This is a genomic window from Cryptosporangium sp. NPDC048952 (assembly GCF_043197895.1).
Lineage (GTDB): Bacteria > Actinomycetota > Actinomycetes > Mycobacteriales > Cryptosporangiaceae > Cryptosporangium.
In genome coordinates this window covers 179,806-197,070 of record NZ_JBICTY010000002.1, presented here as the reverse complement: position 1 = coordinate 197,070, position 17,265 = coordinate 179,806, and the positions used below count along the sequence as shown (strand labels likewise).

Sequence of the window (17,265 nt, the reverse complement as noted above, 5' to 3'; positions counted from 1 at the left end):
CACCGGAGGACGACACGGACGCGGCCCTGCCGACGCCAACCAAGCGTCCGAAGAACCGGAAGGCCCAGATCGCTCTGGCGGCGGCCGAGCTGTTCTGCGCGCGCGGGTACCACGGTGTCGGGGTGGACGAGATCGCCGGCGCGGTGGGGATCACCGGGCCCGCGATCTATCGGCATTTCCCGAACAAGTACGCGATGCTCGTGCACGCGACGCGGGAACTGACGGTGACGATCCGCGCGGCCACCGACCGGGCGCTGGCCGAGTCCACCGACCCCCGCGAGAAGCTCGACCACGTGCTCGACGCGCTGGCGACGCTCAGCGTCGAGCAGCGACGCGTCGGCGGCCTGTACCAGTGGGAGAACCGGTACCTGGAGCCCGAGCACCGGGCCGAGTTCCGCGCGGGACTGAACACGCTGATCGGTCGCATCGCCGAGCCGCTGAGCGTCATCCGTCCGGAGCTGCCGCCCCGGGCCCCGCGGCTGCTGACCCGAGCCGCGTTCAGCGCGCTGGCGAGCCCGGCCACGCACCGGGCGCCGATCTCGCGCAGTCGCGCGGTGGACCTCCTGCGCCGAGCCGGCTGGGCACTGCTCACGGCCGACGTTCCCGCCGCGCTTCCGGCACCCGCCGCCCCCGCGCCCCGCGACGCCACCCGACCCGGCGCCACCCGACCGACGGACGCCCAGCCCACAACCGACTCACCGACCGACGCCCGGCCCGCGCCCGAGGACGCGGGACCTCGGGACGCTCGTCGGGAAGCGGTTCTGGCCACGGCTATCCGGCTGTTCCACCAGCACGGCTACCACGCCGTCGGCATGGAGGACATCGGCAAGGCCTCGGGTCTGCACGCCTCCAGCCTCTACCGCTACTTCCCGAGCAAGGCCGACCTGCTCGCTGCCGCCTATCACCGGGCCGCCGAGCAGGTCACCTCGAACACGACGGCGTCGCTGGAAGCCGCGGCCACCGACGAGGAGGGCCTGCGCCGGCTCGTCGAGGGCTTCGTCGACCTCACGTTCGGCCAACGCGACCTGGTCGCGGTCTACCTGGCGGAGAACAACAACCTGCCCGACCGCGACCGCCACGAACTGCGCAAAATCCAAAGGCTCCAGGTCGACGAATGGGTGCGGCTACTCGTGGGTGTGCGCCCCGAACTGGCGGCCTCCGAGGCACGCATCCTGGTGCACGCCTCGCTCAACCTTGTCACCGACCTCGGCGGGGCCACCGACCCGTCGCCGCCGGATTCGTTCCGGCCCTTGGTGGCGGCCCTCGCCCTACGCCTCATGCGCCAGGCCTGAGCGCCCCCTCCGTCGCCCGCCGCGCGGGACGACAGCGGCCCAACGTACGAATCCGCGTCCTTCCCTGTCCACAGAAGTTAACCCTGGTTTACAGTGCTGCCAAGCCCCACACCCGGGCCGGCGCCGGCCGTCGTGGCCGGTGAAGGGAGACCACGGATGTCCCTCACCGACGAGTGCGCGGCGGCCACCGCCGAGCTGACCATCCCCTTACTCCTTCGTTCGAACGCCGCGGAATTCGCCGACCGCCCGGCACTCAGCGTGCTGGGCGACGACGACTCGACCGTCACCTGGGGCGAGCTGCGCCGCAGAGTCGCCGCCGTCGCGCTCGGCCTCGCCGACGCCGGCCTCGACCGCGGTGACCGGATGCTGATCTCGGCGTCCAGCCGGATCGAGCACTGGCTCGTCGACCTCGCCGCCGTCCACCTCGGAGCCGTGCCCTGCAGCGCCTACGCCACGCTGAGCACACCCCAGCTGAAGTACCTCGCCGAGCACAGCAGGGCCACCGTGCTCGTCGTGGAGAACGCCGAGCAGCTCAGCCGCTGGTCACCCGTACTCGCCGAGCTCGACGACGTCACGTCCATCGTTCTGATCGATCCCGCCGGGATCGAGTTCGAGGACCCCCGGCTGACCGACCTCGCCACCGTCGAAGCGGCCGGCGCGGACCAGGACATCTCGCTGTTCGAGGAGCGCTGGCCGCAGATCACCCCGGACGACCCGGTGACGCTGCTCTACACCTCCGGCACCACCGGTGACCCGAAGGGCGTCGTGCTGAGCCATCGCAACGTCCTGCACCAGGCCGTCGCGCTGGAGCTGTTGGTGGACCTTCCCCCGCACGCCCCGACGATCGCGTACCTGCCGCTCGCGCACATCGCCGAGCGGGTGCTCGGCATCTACATCCCGGTGTACCGGGCCGGGCACGTCCACATCGTCTCCGACCCCGCGCAGGCGGTCGCTGCGCTGCTCGCGGTCAAGCCGTACACCTTCTTCGGCGTTCCCCGGGTCTGGGAGAAGATGGTCGCCGCGTTGCAGGGCTTCCTCGCCGGCGCCGACGACGCCGTGCGCGACGCCGTTCTCGGCGCCACGACTGTCGCACTGCAGGTGCACGGCCTGCGGGAGAACCACCAGGAAGTGCCGGCCGAGCTCTCCGAGAAGCTCGAGTCGCTCGACGCGCTGATCCTCAAACCGATCCGCGCCAAGCTCGGCCTCGACAACATCGTCCACGCCGGCAGCGGCGCAGCCCCGATCCCCGTCGACGTGCTGACGTTCCTCGCCGGCATCGGCGTCGAGGTGTACGAGGTCTGGGGCATGACCGAGACCACCGGTACCGCGACGATCAACACGCCCGGTCAGTTCCGCACCGGCACTGTCGGCGTCCCCAACGTCGGCATGGAAGTAAGGCTCGCCGACGACGGCGAGATCCTCGTTCGGGGCCCGTTGGTCTGTCAGGGGTACCTGCAGGCGGACGGGTCCGTCGCGCCGGTCACCGACGCCGACGGGTGGCTGGCCACCGGGGACATCGGGACGATCGACGACGACGGGTTCCTGACGATCACGGACCGCAAGAAGGAACTGCTGATCACCGCCAGCGGCAAGAACGTGGCGCCGGCACAGATCGAGAACCTGCTGCGGACGCACCCGCTGATTGGTTACGCGGTCGCTATCGGCGACCGGCGCCCGTACGTCACCGCCCTGATCAGCCTGGACGAGGAGGCTGCTCCGGTCTGGGCCGCCGCGCGGGGTATCGCCTCGGACGTCCTGGCCGCGCACCCGTTGGTGCTCGCCGAACTGCAGGCCGCCGTGGACGCCGCGAACTCACGGCTCGCGCGGCCCGAGCAGGTGAAGAAGTTCGTCGTACTGCCCGCTGCGCTGAGCCCGGAGTCCGGAGAACTGACCCCGACGCTGAAGCTCAAGCGCCGCACGATCACCGATCGCCACTCCGACGCGATCGAAGGCCTCTACCGACAGGAGTAACTGGCGGTCGAACGTGCCGCACACGGCACCGGCTGCTGCTCGAGCCGGTTCTAGTCACCGGGCCAGGACCACGGAGTAGCGGCAGGTGGCTTCGACGCCCGGCCGACGCAGTCGAGGGAGATCGTGTAGCCGCCGGACCACCCGACGCCCGGGTGTTTCCGCGAGCATGAAGGGCCCAGCTACACGCTCACTACATGCGCGGGTCAGACTCCGCCGACCAGGGGCACGGCCTCGTCCGCAAACGTGAGTTCCGCGCTTCTTATATTTGATATCTTAGCGGTCCAGGACGATCAGGGAGGACCGCATGACTGACGCCACCATCCGGCGCCGGCGTCCCCAGCTCTCCGACGAGGTCGTGACGTACCTGCGCGACCAGATCATGTCCGGTGAGCTGCGGCCGGGTGTCTTCGTCCGCCTCGACGAGGTGGCGGCGACGCTCGGCGTCAGCATCACGCCCGTGCGGGAAGCGTTGCTGACGCTGCGCGGCGAGGACATGGTGGAGTTGGAGCCGCGCCGGGGATACCGGGTGGCGCCGCTGTCGCGGCAGGACATCGTCGACGTGTTCGAGCTGCAGGGACACGTGGCCGGTCAGCTGGTGGCGCGGGCGGCCGCGTCGATCACCGCGGAGCAGTTGGCGGACCTGCGCACGCACCAGGAAGGGCTGCGCGCCGCGTCCTCGGCGGAGGAGGTCGAGGATCGCGAGTTCGAGTTCCACCGCACGCTCAACCGCATCGCCGACGCCCGCAAGCTGTCCTGGTTCCTGCACACCGCGCTGCGCTACACGCCGGTCAGCTTCTACTCGTCCGACCCGGGGTGGCGCGCGTCCATGCTCACTGCGCACGACGACGTTCTGGACGCCTTGGAAGCGGGCGACGCCGAGCGGGCCACCGCGGAGATGGCCCGCCACTTCACCGACGGCGCCGAACGCCTCCTCACCCACCTCGACGCCCAAAACTTCTGGGCGAGCGAGTAACTACCCGACCGTCCACGCGGACCGATTCTGCTCCTCCGGCCGTCGGTCGGCAGGGCCGACACCGAGCAGCCCTGGAGGGCGTCGTGACTCCTGACCTCACCGACGAGCAACGCGCGTTCGCGAGCGCTGTCGCCGAGTTCTGCCGACGCGAGGCCGGCACGCGCGAGCAGCGGGACGCGTTGGTCGCGGGAGGCGAACGACACAGCGACGCGCTCTACCGCAAGATGGCCGCGCTGGGCTACCTCGGCGCCGGGTTACCCGAGGAGTACGGCGGCGCCGGTGGCGGGGCGGTCGACCTGTGCCTGTTCCTCGAGGAAACGGCGAAGGCGCTCGCCCCGATCGGCGGCTTCGCGACGTCGATCATCGTGGCAGGTGCGTATGAACGGTTCGGTAGCGACGAACAGAAGACGACGATCCTCGGAGGCATCGTCGACGGGGCGGTCGAATCGATCTCGATGTCCGAGCCGGGAGCCGGGTCGGACGTGGCGGCGCTCACGTGCCGCGCTACGCAGCGTAACGATGGCTCGTGGGTGGTGAACGGGCAGAAGACGTGGTGCTCGAACGCCCACATCGCCGATCACATCTTGCTGGTCGCACGGACGTCCGGCTCCGGGCACGACGGCCTGACGATGTTCACCGTGCCCACCGGTACCGCTGGGCTGGCGATCCACGGCATCGACACGATGGGCGGCAAAGAGGTCAACGACCTGTACTTCACCGACTGCGTGCTGCCCGCGTCGGCGGTGGTCGGGGAGGTCGGCAACGGCTGGCGTCAGCTGATGGCGGGGCTGAACTTCGAGCGGCTGGTGCTGGCCGCGCTCATGCTCGGCACCGCGGAGCGCGCATTCGACGACGCGGTGGCGTACGTCAAACAGCGGACGCAGTTCGGGCGCCCGATCGGAACTTTCCAAGCTTTGCGGCACCGGATCGCCGACCTGGCAACCGAGTTGACCTGCGTGCGGTTGCTGGTCTTCCAGACCGCGGAGCTCGTCGACGCCAACCCCGGCGAACTCTTCCCGCGCGAGGCGTCGATGGCGAAGCTCAAGGCCACCGAGTTCGCGAAGACGATGGCGCTGGAAGGCATGCAGATGATGGGTGGCTACGGGTACGCCACCGAGTACGAGATGGAACGGATCCTGCGCGCGTCAGTGATCTCGACGGTGTACGGCGGCACGTCGGAGATCCAGCGGGACATCATCTCCAAGACCTACGGTCTGTAAGTTTTCACAGCTGACCGGGCTGCTCACGCTTGCACCGGCTCCCTAGACTCCCCTCCGATGGTCTCGGGAGAAGTGATGCACGCGCAGGGGCGTTTGATCGGTGGCCGCTACCGGCTGTCAGCGGAGATCGGCCGCGGTGGCAGCGGTGTGGTTTGGCGTGCCTACGACGAGCGCCTCGGTCGCGAGGTGGCGGTCAAGGAGCTCGCGGTACCGCCGCTGTCCACGCACGAAGAGCGCACCGCGATGGTCGGGCGCGCGATGCAGGAGGCACGCACCGCTGGTGCGCTCGACCATCCGAACATCGTCGCGGTGTACGACGTGGTGGAGGACGGCGGTCATCCCTGCATCGTGATGCGGCTGATCCGCGGGTATCAGCTCGATCAGGTGGTCGCGGCGGTGGGTCCGCTTCCGCCGGACGTCGTCGCGCGGATCGGGCTCACCGTGCTCGATGCGCTGGACACCGCTCATCGGGCGGGGGTCGTGCACCGGGACGTGAAGCCGGCGAACGTGCTGGTGCAGCCGGATGGCACGGTGCTGCTCACCGATTTTTCGATCGCGTCGGTGGTGGGGACCGGGTCGCGGACGGCGGCCGGGGTGCTGCTCGGGACGCCCGGGTACATCGCGCCGGAGCGTCTGATGCGAGGTACTGCTGGTCCGCCCGCTGACGTGTTCGCGCTGGGTGCGACGTTGTATCTGGCCGTTGAGGGCGCCGAGGCGTTCGATCTCGGGGACGCGTTGTCGGGGTTGTTCGCGGTGGCGACGGCGCCGCACCGGGCTCCCGAGCGGGCCGGAGAGCTCGGACCGATTCTTGACCGATTGCTGGCGAAGGAGCCGGAGGAGCGGCCGGACGCGGAGGCTGCTTCGGAGGCGCTTCGGGCGGTGGCGGCGCCGGACGGTCGTTCGTTGGCGGCGCTGGTGGCGGGCGCGTCGGGGCTTCCGCCGTTGCCGGGGCCGTTCGCACCGGGGCAGGCCAGTCCGCCGCGGCCGCCGGTGCGGCCTACGACGGTGGCGCCGGTTCCGCCGTTCGCGGCTGGGTACGGCGCCGGGGGGCATGCGGCTGGTGCGCTCCCCGCGGGGTACGCGCCGGCCGGGGCGCCGGGGAGTCCGGTGGCTGCTCCGGGGAGCCCGGTGGCTCCGGGGAGCCCGGTGGCTGCTCCTGGCAGTCCGGTCGCGTTGCCCGGAAGCCCAGTAGGTCCGCACGGAAGCCCAGTAGGTCCGCACGGAAGTCCTGTGGGGCCTCACGGAAACCCGGTGGGCCCGGGCGGGAACCCGGTAGGGCCGCACGGTGGGCCGGTGCCCGGCCCCGTGCTCGAGCGGACCACGCCGATTCCTACGCAGCCCGGGCTGGGGCGCGCGAAGGGGTTGCCGCCGCTTGCGTTCGTGGCGGCGGGCACCGTGTTGTTGCTGGTCCTCGCGCTCGCGGCGTACGCGATCGTGATGTCACAGACCGACGATCCGGACGCCAAAGCCGGCCCGAGTCCGAGCCCGAGCGTCGCCGCGTCGAAGTCACCCTCGGCGTCACCGACCCCCAGCGCACCCGCCGACCTCTCGTCGGAGGAACAGGCTCTGTGGTCCACGCTCAGTGGCCGCGGCATCGACAAGGCGAGCTGCCGCTCGGGCCCCGCCCCCGACGACATCGACGTCGACGCCACGCTGGTGTGCGACACCGCCGGCACCCTGGAGACCCAGGTCCGCTACTTCAAGTTCCAGGGCAACCGCGACTACCGCGACCACTTCGACGCGGTGAACGACTACTCCGACGACAACGACCCGGACCACGACTGCGGCACCGTCGGCAACCAGGGCTACGGCAGCTGGAACTCCACCGGCACCGCCGCCTGCTACTGGACGGGCAACGGCGCGTGGTGGATCACCTGGGGTGACCGCGGCTCCCTGGTCGGCGCCGAGATCCAGAACCCCACGTCCACCGACCCGGCCACGGTCGCCGAATGGTGGCGCCAAAACAACGCCCTGACCGCCTGACCCCACCCCGTCGCGCCCGCCACCGCCGCGGGCGGCGGCGCCGCGGATGCGCTAGCGCGCTGGCAACTGCGCCGGGGAGCGGCTGGTCCGGCGCAGGCCCTGCGTGGCAATCACTCCGCTAGTGAGGACCAGCAGGGCTGCTGCGGCTAGGGACCCGGGCGCGGTGCCAGTGTGTACGTGGCCGGGGAAGGACATGAGGGGGGCGTGCAGGGCGAGCATGGCGGCTGCCATCAGAGCGGTCAGCCGCCACTCCCCCGCGGCCGGCGTCCGCCAGAGGCCGACGGCGCAGGGCGAGCACGCCACCGCGAGTCCCAGCGACGCCATCACCAGCGGCACGCTGCCGAGAACCGCCCCGTCCCACGCCATCCGCACGTGCGCCAGCACGCACACCGCGCTCAGCGCGGCCGCCAGCCGGGCCCACCTCCGGCCCGACCGCGATGAATACCACACCCGGCCGCTCCAATCCGCCGCCGCCATCACCGGCTCCCGATCCGGCGCTGGCGCCGCCGACTGCACGGACTCAGACCCTATCGACGTCCAGGGCGTTGGCGTCGGCGTTCGGGCGTACGGCTGCCAGCACCAGGCCGGCCACGAACGACAGGACGAGGACCACGTCGATCGTGATTGCCAGGGCGGTCGAGCCGCCGACCAGCAGCGGCCGGTTGTCGACGGTGATCACCAGGATCGCGGCGAGCCCGACGAACTCGCCGACGAGCTGCTGTCGATGCTGATGGGGCTGCAGGTGACGCCTTTTTGTGCACGGACCTTGTCCGCGACGTGGACGGCTCGTAACGTGCTGATCGATAGGTGAACAGCGTGTTCTATTATCGAGCAGGAGCCTCACCATGGCGACGAAGCCGTTCGCGTCCTCCGCCGACCGCGGCGTGAAAGAGCAGACCCTCGAGGTGCTCGCCGACGGCGTGTACGCCCTGACCGCCGAGGGCGACCCGAACCTCGGCGCCATCGAGGGCGACGACTTCCTGGTCTGCTTCGAGGCGCTCGCGACGCCGGTCGCGGCTCGGCGGTGGCTCGCGAAGCTGCGCGAGCACACCGACAAGCCGGTGCGGTACCTGGTGTTGTCGCACTACCACGCGGTGCGGGTGCTGGGTGCGAGCGCGTTCGACGCCGAGATCATCGTGAGCTCCGCGCAGACGAAGGCGTTGATCGCCGAGCGGGGTCAGCAGGACTGGGAGAGCGAGTACGGGCGGATGCCCCGGCTCTTCGAGGAGCCGGAGTCGATTCCCGGGCTCACGTGGCCGACGGTGACGTTCCGCGACACGCTGACGATCGAGCTCGGGGGTGACCGAGGTGAGTTGGAGCTGCGGTTCCACGGCCGCGGACACACCGAGGGCGACATCGTGGCGTGGTTGCCGAGGCAGCGGATCGTGTTCGCGGGTGACCTCGTCGAGTCCCAGGCCGCGCTGTACACCGGGGACGCGTTCCACTTCGACTGGGCGGCGGGGACGCTCGACAGCGTCAAGGCACTGGGGGCCGAGCAGCTGATCGGGGGGCGCGGGGCGATCGCGCGGGGGCGGGACGCCGTCGATGCGGCGATCGAGCAGACCCGCGATTTCCTGCTGACGATGCAGCGCACTGTCGGTGACGCGCAGACGCTCACCGAGGCTTTCGCCGCCACCCATGCCGCCCTGGCACCCAAGTACGGCACGTGGCCGATCTTCGAACACTGCCTTCCGTTCGACGTCCAGCGCCTCTGGGACGAGATCCACGGCATCGAACGCCCGGTCATCTGGACCGCCGACCGAGACCGCCAGGTCTGGGACGAGCTCCAGTCGTGACTCCCACCACCCCCACGCCGCCGGCCGATGGCGGCGGCGCTGTCGCGGCTGGGGTCGAGCCGGTGCTGGTGATCGGGAACGGACCGGTCGGGCAGACGGCCGCCTTACTGCTGGCGCGGTGGGGTGTGCCCGTCGTCGTGCTGGATGGGCGGGGCGAGCGGGACGTGATCGGGAGCAAGGCGATCTGTCAGCAGCGGGACGTGCTGGACGTGTGGGACTCGGTGGGGGCCGGAAAGGCCATCGCTCGGCGGGGCGTCACCTGGACCACGGCGCGGACATTCCACCGCGACCGCGAACTGTTCAGCATGCGGTTCGCCGACCGTGGCAAATCGGTGTTCCCGCCGTTCGTCAACGTGTCCCAGTGCGAAACCGAACAGATCCTCGACGCCGCGATCGACGCCGAGCCCCTCATCGACGTGCGGTGGTGCCACCGCGTCACGGGCATCGCGCAGAACGACACCGGCGTCGCGGTCAGCACCTCGATGGGCGTCCACCAAGGCAGTTATGTCGTTGCTTGTCCGGGCGCCCGCGGCGACGACGTACGGACGATGCTCGGGTTGACATTCGACGGCGAGTCGTTCGCCGACTGCTTCCTGATCTGCGACATCCGCACTGACCTTCCGGGCTGGGAGACCGAACGCCGCTTCTACTTCGACCCGGAGTGGAATCCGGGCCGGCAGGTGCTGATCCACCCGTGCCCGGACTCGACGTACCGCATCGACTGGCAGGTGCCGCCGGACTTCGATCTGGCCGTAGAAGAGTCGACGGGCGGGCTGGACCGGCGGATCCGCCAGGTGATCGGCGAGCGGCCGTACGAGATCGTGTGGAAGTCGGTGTACCGGTTCCATTCGCGGGTGGTGGACCGGATGCGGGTGGGGCGGGTATTGCTGGGCGGGGACGCGGCGCACCTGGTGTCGCCGTTCGGCGCGCGCGGCCTGAACTCGGGGGTGCTCGACGCGGAGAACGCCGCGTGGAAGATCGCGTTCGTGCTGCGGGGGTGGGCGCCTGCCTCGTTGCTGGACAGCTATCACGACGAACGGCATGCGGCGGCGCGCGAGAACATCGAGGTCACGTCGGCGACGATGCGGTTCCTGGTGCCGCCGACGCCGGCCGACGCCGCGCACCGCCGGGAGATCCTGGAGCGCGCTGTCGACGACCCGGAGGCCCGGGCGCACGTCGACTCCGGGCGCCTCGCGGAACCGTTCTGGTACGTGGACTCCCCGCTGACCACCCCGGATCCCCGCCGCCCGTTCCCCGGACGCCCAGCGCGGGGTGACGTGCCGGTGCCCGCCCCGGGAGTGCTGGTACCGGACTGCCCGGTAGCGGGTTCGCGCCGTTTGCGCGAGCTGGCGCGTAACGGGGTTACGGTGCTGGTCGGTCCCTCCGCCGTCTGCCCACCGATCGAGGGACCGGTCACGGTCCACCGCATCGACGACCTCGATCCCACCGGAACCCTCACCGAGGCCCTCGGCGCCCACCCCGACGAAATCTGGATCCTGCGCCCCGACGCGCACATCGCCGCCGTGGTGACCACCGCGGCCGACGTGAACACCGCACTGGGTCGACTGTTCGCCCGCGAGGAGGCGTTCGCATGAGCTACTACCGACAGGTCGGCAGCATCCCTCCCAAGCGCCACACCCAGCACCGCCGCCCCGACGGGGGCCTGTACTCCGAGGAACTGGTCGGCGAGGAGGGGTTCTCGTCGGACTCGTCGTTGCTGTACCACAGCGGGATTCCGTCGGCGATCGTCGATGCGCGGACGTGGGAGCTGCCGGATCAGACACTGACGGCGAACGCGCCGCTGGTTCCCCGGCATCTTCGCCTCCACGACCTGAAGTTCGATCAAGCGGACGCGGTCACGGGCCGGCGGCTCGTACTTGGCAACGCCGACGTGCGCATCTCCTACGCGGTGTCGGAGGTCCCGTCGCCGTACTACCGGAACGCGACCGGCGACGAATGCGTGTACGTCGAGCGGGGCTCGGCGGTGCTCGAGACCGTGTTCGGGGCGCTCGAGGTGGGTCGGGGCGACTACGTGGTCATTCCCCGGGCGACCACACACCGGTGGGTGCCACACGAGCTCCTACGCACCTACGCGATTGAAGCCTCCTCCCACATCGCGCCACCCAAGCGGTACCTGTCGCGGTACGGGCAATTCCTGGAGCATGCGCCGTACTGCGAGCGCGATCTGCGAGGGCCGGAGGCTCCTCTCCTGGTGGAGGACGAGAACGTCGAGGTGTACGTGAAGCACCGCGGCGGGGGCACGATCCACGTGGTGCCCACGCACCCGTTCGACGTCGTCGGCTGGGACGGCTGTCTGTACCCGTACGCGTTCAACATCGCCGACTACGAACCGATCACCGGGCGCGTGCATCAGCCGCCACCGGTGCACCAGGTGTTCGAGGGCACGAACTTCGTGATCTGCAACTTCGTGCCGCGGAAAGTGGACTACCACCCGCTGGCGATCCCGGTGCCGTACTACCACTCGAACGTGGACTCGGACGAGGTGATGTTCTACGTCGACGGGGACTACGAGGCGCGCAAGGGATCGGGCATCGGTGTCGGGTCCATTTCGTTGCACCCGGGTGGGCACTCGCACGGACCCCAGCCCGGCGCCGTCGAACGCTCCCTGGGCGTCGACTACTTCGACGAGACAGCGGTCATGGTCGACACCTTCCGCCCCCTGGACCTCGGCGAAGCCGGGCTGGCCTCCGACGACGGCCGGTACGCGTGGTCCTGGTCCGGCGGTCGCTGATGTTCTCCCACTTCTTCGACGACGCGGCGCTCTTCCCGCCCGGCGACGCGCCGATGGAGTCGGCCGTGCCGGCGCACCGCGCCCTGGTCGCGCGCTACGGCGACCTCGTCGGCCCGTTCGTGGTCCCCGCCGCGCGCCTCGAGCAGCTCGCCGCCCAGGTCACCGGCGACCCGCCGTTCGGCGTCTCCGTCATCGCCGCTCCCCTGGACCTGCCCGACGCGCTAGCGAGGGTGCGCGCCCACCCGGTCCTCGCGCTCCGCGCGGTTGAGGTTCCCCTTATCGACGATATTGCGGCGGGCGTCAGCGAGCTGGCTGAGATCCTTCCTCGCGAGATTCCGGTGGCCGTGGAAATTCCTCGATCCGTGGCGCGCGAGGGGGTGCTGGACGCGCTGGCGTCCGCCGGCTACCGCGCGAAGCTCCGCACCGGCGGCCTCGAGTCCGCGGCGTTCCCACCGAGCGAGGAGCTAGCCGCGTCGATAGCGGCGTGCGTAACTCGCGGTGTCCCGTTCAAGTGCACGGCGGGCCTCCACCACGCCGTGCGCCACACGGATCCCGAGACCGGCTTCACCCACCACGGCTTCGTGAACATCCTCGTAGCGGTGGACGCACTCGAGTCCGGTACCGCCGTGGAGTGGCTCGAGGAAATGGATGCTTCGCGGCTCGTGGCGGTGGTCAAGGGGTGGTCGGCGGAGCGGGTGGGGCGGGCTCGGGCGGCGTTCACGTCGTTCGGGACCTGCAGCGTCACCGAGCCGATCGACGACCTGATCGCCCTCGGACTACTGGAAGGGGTCCGTTCGTGACCTGGCTCGACCTCCCCCGTGACACCGGATACGGCGTCACGAATCTGCCGTACGGGGTGTTCTCCGTCGCGGGCGATGCGCCGCGGACCGGCGTCGCCATCGGCGATCGTGTCCTTGACGTGGCGGGTGTGACCAGCGACCCGGTCCACGCGACCGGCTCGCTCAACGCGTTCATGGCACAGGGCGTGGAGGCGTGGGCGGCTCTGCGCGCGCAACTCACGCAGTGGCTGTCGGACGGGGCACATCGGGACCGGGTCGAACCGCACCTCGTACCGCGCGACCAGGTCACGCTGCACCTGCCGTTCGAGGTCGCGGACTACGTCGACTTCTACAGTTCGCAGCACCACGCGTCGAACCTCGGGCAGCTGTTCCGGCCGGGGAGTCCGCCGCTGACACCGAACTGGAAGCACCTCCCGATCGGGTACCACGGACGGTCCGGCACCGTGCAGGTGTCGGGCGCACCGGTGGTGCGGCCGTCGGGGCAGCGGAAGGCGCCGTCGGAGGATGTGCCGACGTTCGGGCCGTCGCGGCGGCTGGACATCGAGGCGGAGATCGGGTTCGTGGTGGGGGTTCCGGCTGCCGGTCCGGTGCCGGTCACGGATTTCGCGTCGCACGTTTTCGGGGTGTGTGTGGTCAACGATTGGTCCGCCCGCGACCTCCAGGCGTGGGAGTACGTTCCGCTCGGTCCGTTCCTCGGGAAGTCGTTTGCGACGTCGGTGTCGCCGTGGGTGGTGCCGTTGGCCGCGCTGGGGGCTGCGCGGGTGGACCCGCCGGCGCGTGACGTCGAGTTGCTGCCGTACCTGGATGACACGAAAGAGCGCTGGGGTCTCGATCTGCGGTTGACGGTGAGCCTGAACGGCGTCGAGGTGAGTAAGCCTCCGTTCCGCCAGCTGTACTGGACGGCTGCTCAGCAGCTCGCTCACCTGACCGTGAACGGTGCGTCGCTGCGGACCGGGGACCTGTTCGCATCCGGCACGGTGAGCGGTGAGGGCCACGACGAGCGCGGGTCGCTGATCGAGCTGGCGTGGAACGGCGAGTGCCCGATCTCGCTGCCGGACGGGTCGACCCGCACTTTCCTCGAGGACGGAGACACCGTGACGATCAGCGCGACCGCACCGGCCGTCGACGGCAGCCGCCTCACGCTCGGCGAGGTGACCGGAAGAATAGAGCCGGCCCCCTGACCGCCTCGCTCGGCCCGAGCGGCACAGCCGCCGTCGCGGGCGCTTACTCCGCTCCACGGACCCCGAGTTCGTGGAACTCGCCTGGCAGCCAACGCCTCGAACACATCCGCCGCGACCTCCTCGACCCGCCGAGTCCCCCACCCAACTCCGCCGAGCCACCGGCTAACCGAGCAGGCCCAGGCCGGTCAGTACGAGGTCCATGGCTCGTTCGGCCTGGTCGGGGCCGCCGGGGAGGCGGTCGATGCGGGTCATGAACGCCATCACGACCAGGACGTCCTCGGCGTCCAGGCCGGGCCGCATGCTGCCATCCGCGGCACAGGCCGCGAGCAACTCCCGCACCGCCGCCACCATCGGCGTGACCGTCCCACTGACCTCCTCCTGCAGCACCGGCGCCTGCAGAGCGTCCCCGAGCCCGTACTTGAACCGCACCGCCTCCGCGAACATCCAGAACCACGCCCGAAACGCGTCGAGCGGCGAATGATCCGCCAGCATCCGCGGCACCGCCCCGACCAACCGCTCCACCTCGTCGCGGTACACCGCGACGAGCAGCGCTTCCCGCGTCGGGAAATGCCGGTACAGCGTGCCTGCCCCCACCCCTGCACGCCGCGCGATGCCGATCATCGACGCCTCGGTGGACTCCCCGAAAGCCTCCCGCGCAACCGCGAGGATCTGCTCACGGTTCTTGGCTGCGTCCGCACGAACCACTGGCCCCTCCTAGCTAATCGGAAAGGTTTCCGCTTATGCTCGAACAGCAAGCGGAAACCTTTCCGGTTCTATTCTAGGAGATCCCGTGCGCCCCACCACCGCCTGGCAGAGCACTCCCACCTCCACCGAGCTCCAACGCGTCCCGATCGAACGCCGCGACCTGCGCGACGACGACATCGCGGTCCGCATCGACTACTGCGGTGTCTGCCACAGCGACCTGCACGCCCTCCACGGCCTGGTGGGCAAACCCACCGACGGCCTCGTCCCCGGACACGAGTTCACCGGCGTCGTCACCGCCGTCGGCCGGAACGTGACCGCCCTGACGTTGGGCGACCGAGTCGCGGTAGGGACCTGCGTCGACTCCTGCGGCGAATGCGCGATGTGCCTCGCCGGCCAGGAGAACTACTGCTACCAGGGGCCGACCTCCACCTACGGCGGCACCGACCGGGTCGACGGCACGATCACCAAGGGCGGCTACAGCCGCGAGTACGTGCTGCGCTCCCGGTTCGCCTACCGCCTCCCCGACGGCCTCGACCCGGCTGCCGCCGCCCCGCTGCTCTGCGCCGGCATCACTGTCTGGGAACCCCTGCGCGCCGCCGGCATCGGCCCCGGCAGCCAGGTCGCGGTCGCCGGCCTGGGCGGCCTCGGACACCTCGGTGTCAAACTCGCCGCAGCGCTGGGCGCCGAGGTCACAGTGCTCAGCCGCACCCCCGACAAGGCGGACGACGCGCGCACCCTCGGCGCGACGAGCCTGCTCACCGAACCGAACGAAGCGGTCGGACGCTTCGACCTCATCCTCGACACGATCCCCGCGCCGCACGACGTCGAGTCGCTCCTGCGCCTGCTGACGCTCGACGGCACGCTGAGCGTCGTCGGCTTCCCGCGCCCGATCGAGCTGAACATCATGCACTTGACGCTCGGCCGCAAGAGCCTGAGCTCGTCGGGCACGGGCGGCACGAAACACACCGCCGAACTGCTGGCGTTCTGCGCCGAACACAACATCACCGCCGACGTCGAAGTGCTGCCGTCGTCGCAGGTCACCGACGCCCTGGCCCGCCTGGAAAAGGGCGACGTCCGCTACCGCTTCGTCCTCGACCTCTCCGACCTCGACTAACCCGAACGCAAATCGGAGTTTCCGGGCTCATCCACGCGCGGATGAGCCCGGAGACTCGCAACGAAACCCCGATTACTCGAACACGATCACGCCGCGGATGTTGTCCAGCGTGTACTCGCGCGTGATCAGCTCGTCGAGCGTGAGATCCCCCGCCCGGTACAGGCGCAGCAGGCCAGGTCAGCACCACCGTTCCGGCCTTCCAGCACGATCGGGAAGTGCCCCGTGCACGGTCACACGCCGATTCGTGCACCGGTCCGGGCCGCGGCCGGGCGTCGATTTAGGCTGGCAGGCATGGACGCACCGCATTCGCAGACGCTCGACCGCGGTGTGCGGATCCTCGAGCACCTCGCGGTCGCGGGCGGGGCGGTGCCGATCACCGAGATCGGAGAGGTGCTCGGCGTCCACCGCTCGATCACGTACCGGCTGCTGCGCACGCTGGAGGACCACCAGCTGGTCGAGCGGGACCAGCAGGGGCACTACCGGCTCGGCTTGGGCATGGCGGTGCTCGCGCGCGGGGTGCGCTCGGACCTGCAGACCGCCGCGCTCCCCCGGCTGAACGCGCTGGTGGCGGCGTGGGGCATGACCGCGTTCCTGGTGGTCCGCGCCGGGGCGGAGGCGGTGACGGTGGTCAGCGTCGAGCCGCAGGACACCGCGGCGCACGTGACGTACCGCCCGGGCACGCGCCATCCCGTCGACCGGGGCGCGCCGGGGCTGGCGCTGCTCATCCCCGAGCCGCCGTCGCCCGGTGACCGCGAGGAGCTCCGCGAGGCCCGCCGCGTCGGCTGGGCGGTGTCGCACGGCGAGGTGATCCGGGGGTTCCGTTCGATCGCCGCGCCCGTGCCGGGTCCCGGCGGTGGGGCGCGTGGCGCTGTGGCTGTCGTTTACGTCGACGACGGAGCTGACGTCGAGCGCATCGGTAAGAGCGTGGCCGACGCCGCCCAGAGCCTGGCCGCATCCCTGCGCTGAGCCGTGGCCGACGCCCGAGCAGCGGATACGGCCCGGCGCAGCGGGGTCAGAACTCCTGGAGGTAGCAGAGCATGCGGTAGTCGGTGCCGGGCTCGATGTTCACGAACCCGTGGCGCTCGTAGAAGCGGCGGGTGTCGGTGTCGACCTCGTCGACGTTGATGTGCATCTCGCCGGCGCCCCGCTCGCGGACCAGGTCGCACGCGGTGCGCAGCAGCACCGTGCCGATGCCCTGGTCACGCCGGTGGGGCCGGACGTAGAGCTCCTCCAACTGGGCTAGCGGGCCGTCGTAGAACGGCGTCGGACGCAGCGTGAGGTAGGCGAAACCGGTCGGATCCGCGGTGCTGCCGGTGATCAGGACGATGACGTCGTCGAGCTCGAGGAGCCGGGCGAACCGGCCCGCCAGAACCTCGGCGCTCGGCGTCGGCGCCTCGAACTCGACGTTGAAGTCGTACAGCAGACCACCGACAATTTCCGCGTGCTCGGCGCGGGCTCTCCAAGCGGACATCACCCGA

At 70.4% G+C, this 17,265-nt stretch carries 16 protein-coding genes; 12 read left to right on the top strand and 4 right to left on the bottom strand.

The features are described 5' to 3' along the window. Positions 1 to 26 precede the first annotated feature (26 nt). The 5 genes from ACGFY5_RS09070 (at position 27) to ACGFY5_RS09050 (ending at position 7,439) form a co-directional block, all read left to right on the top strand. The gene (locus ACGFY5_RS09070) at positions 27 to 1,292 is read left to right on the top strand and encodes a TetR/AcrR family transcriptional regulator (protein WP_392720445.1); all 1,266 of its coding nucleotides are present in this window, start codon (positions 27 to 29) and stop codon (positions 1,290 to 1,292) included. 156 nt (positions 1,293 to 1,448) lie between these two features. Beyond that, positions 1,449 to 3,263, top strand: coding sequence for an AMP-dependent synthetase/ligase (locus tag ACGFY5_RS09065; protein WP_392719043.1), 1,815 nt, complete (start codon positions 1,449 to 1,451; stop codon positions 3,261 to 3,263). A gap of 304 nt (positions 3,264 to 3,567) precedes the next feature. Beyond that, positions 3,568 to 4,236 carry a GntR family transcriptional regulator gene (locus ACGFY5_RS09060; protein WP_392719042.1) on the top strand — a complete coding sequence of 223 codons (669 nt, stop codon included), beginning with the start codon at positions 3,568 to 3,570 and terminating at the stop codon, positions 4,234 to 4,236. 83 nt (positions 4,237 to 4,319) lie between these two features. Continuing rightward, on the top strand, positions 4,320 to 5,456 hold the full coding sequence (locus ACGFY5_RS09055) for an acyl-CoA dehydrogenase family protein (protein WP_392719041.1): 1,137 nt from the start codon (positions 4,320 to 4,322) through the stop codon (positions 5,454 to 5,456). Positions 5,457 to 5,513: 57 nt separating this feature from the next. Then, positions 5,514 to 7,439: a protein kinase gene (locus tag ACGFY5_RS09050; protein ID WP_392719040.1), complete on the top strand. Its 1,926-nt coding sequence runs from the start codon at positions 5,514 to 5,516 to the stop codon at positions 7,437 to 7,439. 51 nt (positions 7,440 to 7,490) lie between these two features. On the opposite strand, the gene ACGFY5_RS09045 is transcribed toward ACGFY5_RS09050, so the two are convergent. Beyond that, positions 7,491 to 7,916, bottom strand: a complete 426-nt coding sequence (locus ACGFY5_RS09045; RefSeq protein WP_392719039.1) for a hypothetical protein — start codon at positions 7,914 to 7,916, stop codon at positions 7,491 to 7,493. A 43-nt stretch (positions 7,917 to 7,959) separates the two neighbouring features. Continuing rightward, positions 7,960 to 8,118, bottom strand: a complete 159-nt coding sequence (locus ACGFY5_RS09040; protein ID WP_392719038.1) for a hypothetical protein — start codon at positions 8,116 to 8,118, stop codon at positions 7,960 to 7,962. A gap of 166 nt (positions 8,119 to 8,284) precedes the next feature. On the opposite strand from ACGFY5_RS09040, the gene ACGFY5_RS09035 reads away from it, so the two are divergent. Genes ACGFY5_RS09035 through fahA form a run of 5 tightly spaced genes read left to right on the top strand, consistent with a single transcriptional unit; the run spans position 8,285 to position 13,968 of the window. Next, a complete protein-coding gene (locus ACGFY5_RS09035; RefSeq protein WP_392719037.1) occupies positions 8,285 to 9,235 on the top strand; it encodes an MBL fold metallo-hydrolase in 951 nt (316 codons plus the stop codon). Continuing rightward, on the top strand, positions 9,232 to 10,830 hold the full coding sequence (locus ACGFY5_RS09030; protein ID WP_392719036.1) for an FAD-dependent monooxygenase: 1,599 nt from the start codon (positions 9,232 to 9,234) through the stop codon (positions 10,828 to 10,830). Before ACGFY5_RS09035 ends, ACGFY5_RS09030 begins: the two co-directional genes overlap by 4 nt. Beyond that, positions 10,827 to 11,987 (top strand): homogentisate 1,2-dioxygenase, encoded by a 1,161-nt coding sequence (locus ACGFY5_RS09025; RefSeq protein ID WP_392719035.1) that lies wholly within the window; start codon positions 10,827 to 10,829, stop codon positions 11,985 to 11,987. The genes ACGFY5_RS09030 and ACGFY5_RS09025 overlap by 4 nt, the downstream gene beginning before the upstream one ends. Then, positions 11,963 to 12,787, top strand: a complete 825-nt coding sequence (locus ACGFY5_RS09020; RefSeq protein ID WP_392719034.1) for a hypothetical protein — start codon at positions 11,963 to 11,965, stop codon at positions 12,785 to 12,787. Before ACGFY5_RS09025 ends, ACGFY5_RS09020 begins: the two co-directional genes overlap by 25 nt. After that, positions 12,784 to 13,968 carry a fumarylacetoacetase gene (fahA, locus tag ACGFY5_RS09015; protein WP_392719033.1) on the top strand — a complete coding sequence of 395 codons (1,185 nt, stop codon included), beginning with the start codon at positions 12,784 to 12,786 and terminating at the stop codon, positions 13,966 to 13,968. The genes ACGFY5_RS09020 and fahA overlap by 4 nt, the downstream gene beginning before the upstream one ends. Before the next feature lie 162 nt (positions 13,969 to 14,130). On the opposite strand, the gene ACGFY5_RS09010 is transcribed toward fahA, so the two are convergent. Further along, on the bottom strand, positions 14,131 to 14,673 hold the full coding sequence (locus ACGFY5_RS09010) for a TetR/AcrR family transcriptional regulator (RefSeq protein WP_392719032.1): 543 nt from the start codon (positions 14,671 to 14,673) through the stop codon (positions 14,131 to 14,133). Positions 14,674 to 14,758: 85 nt separating this feature from the next. Here ACGFY5_RS09010 and ACGFY5_RS09005 point away from each other — a divergent pair, with 85 nt between their 5' ends. Both ACGFY5_RS09005 and ACGFY5_RS09000 read left to right on the top strand, forming a co-directional pair. Further along, on the top strand, positions 14,759 to 15,787 hold the full coding sequence (locus tag ACGFY5_RS09005) for an NAD(P)-dependent alcohol dehydrogenase (RefSeq protein WP_392719031.1): 1,029 nt from the start codon (positions 14,759 to 14,761) through the stop codon (positions 15,785 to 15,787). 291 nt (positions 15,788 to 16,078) lie between these two features. Further along, entirely contained in the window at positions 16,079 to 16,753 is a 675-nt protein-coding gene (locus tag ACGFY5_RS09000; RefSeq protein ID WP_392719030.1) for an IclR family transcriptional regulator, read from the top strand. 46 nt (positions 16,754 to 16,799) lie between these two features. On the opposite strand, the gene ACGFY5_RS08995 is transcribed toward ACGFY5_RS09000, so the two are convergent. Beyond that, positions 16,800 to 17,258 carry a GNAT family N-acetyltransferase gene (locus tag ACGFY5_RS08995; protein ID WP_392719029.1) on the bottom strand — a complete coding sequence of 153 codons (459 nt, stop codon included), beginning with the start codon at positions 17,256 to 17,258 and terminating at the stop codon, positions 16,800 to 16,802. Positions 17,259 to 17,265: the final 7 nt, after the last annotated feature.

Excerpts from the sequence above, each read along its gene's own strand:
- ACGFY5_RS09065 (WP_392719043.1), top strand. The coding sequence starts at position 1,449 with ATGTCCCTCACCGACGAGTGCGCGGCGGCCACCGCCGAGCTGACCATC.
- ACGFY5_RS09060 (WP_392719042.1), top strand. The coding sequence starts at position 3,568 with ATGACTGACGCCACCATCCGGCGCCGGCGTCCCCAGCTCTCCGACGAG.
- ACGFY5_RS09050 (WP_392719040.1), top strand. The coding sequence starts at position 5,514 with ATGGTCTCGGGAGAAGTGATGCACGCGCAGGGGCGTTTGATCGGTGGC.
- ACGFY5_RS09045 (WP_392719039.1), bottom strand. The coding sequence starts at position 7,916 with ATGGCGGCGGCGGATTGGAGCGGCCGGGTGTGGTATTCATCGCGGTCG.
- ACGFY5_RS09035 (WP_392719037.1), top strand. The coding sequence starts at position 8,285 with ATGGCGACGAAGCCGTTCGCGTCCTCCGCCGACCGCGGCGTGAAAGAG.
- ACGFY5_RS09025 (WP_392719035.1), top strand. The coding sequence starts at position 10,827 with ATGAGCTACTACCGACAGGTCGGCAGCATCCCTCCCAAGCGCCACACC.
- ACGFY5_RS09000 (WP_392719030.1), top strand. The coding sequence starts at position 16,079 with ATGGACGCACCGCATTCGCAGACGCTCGACCGCGGTGTGCGGATCCTC.
- ACGFY5_RS08995 (WP_392719029.1), bottom strand. The coding sequence starts at position 17,258 with ATGTCCGCTTGGAGAGCCCGCGCCGAGCACGCGGAAATTGTCGGTGGT.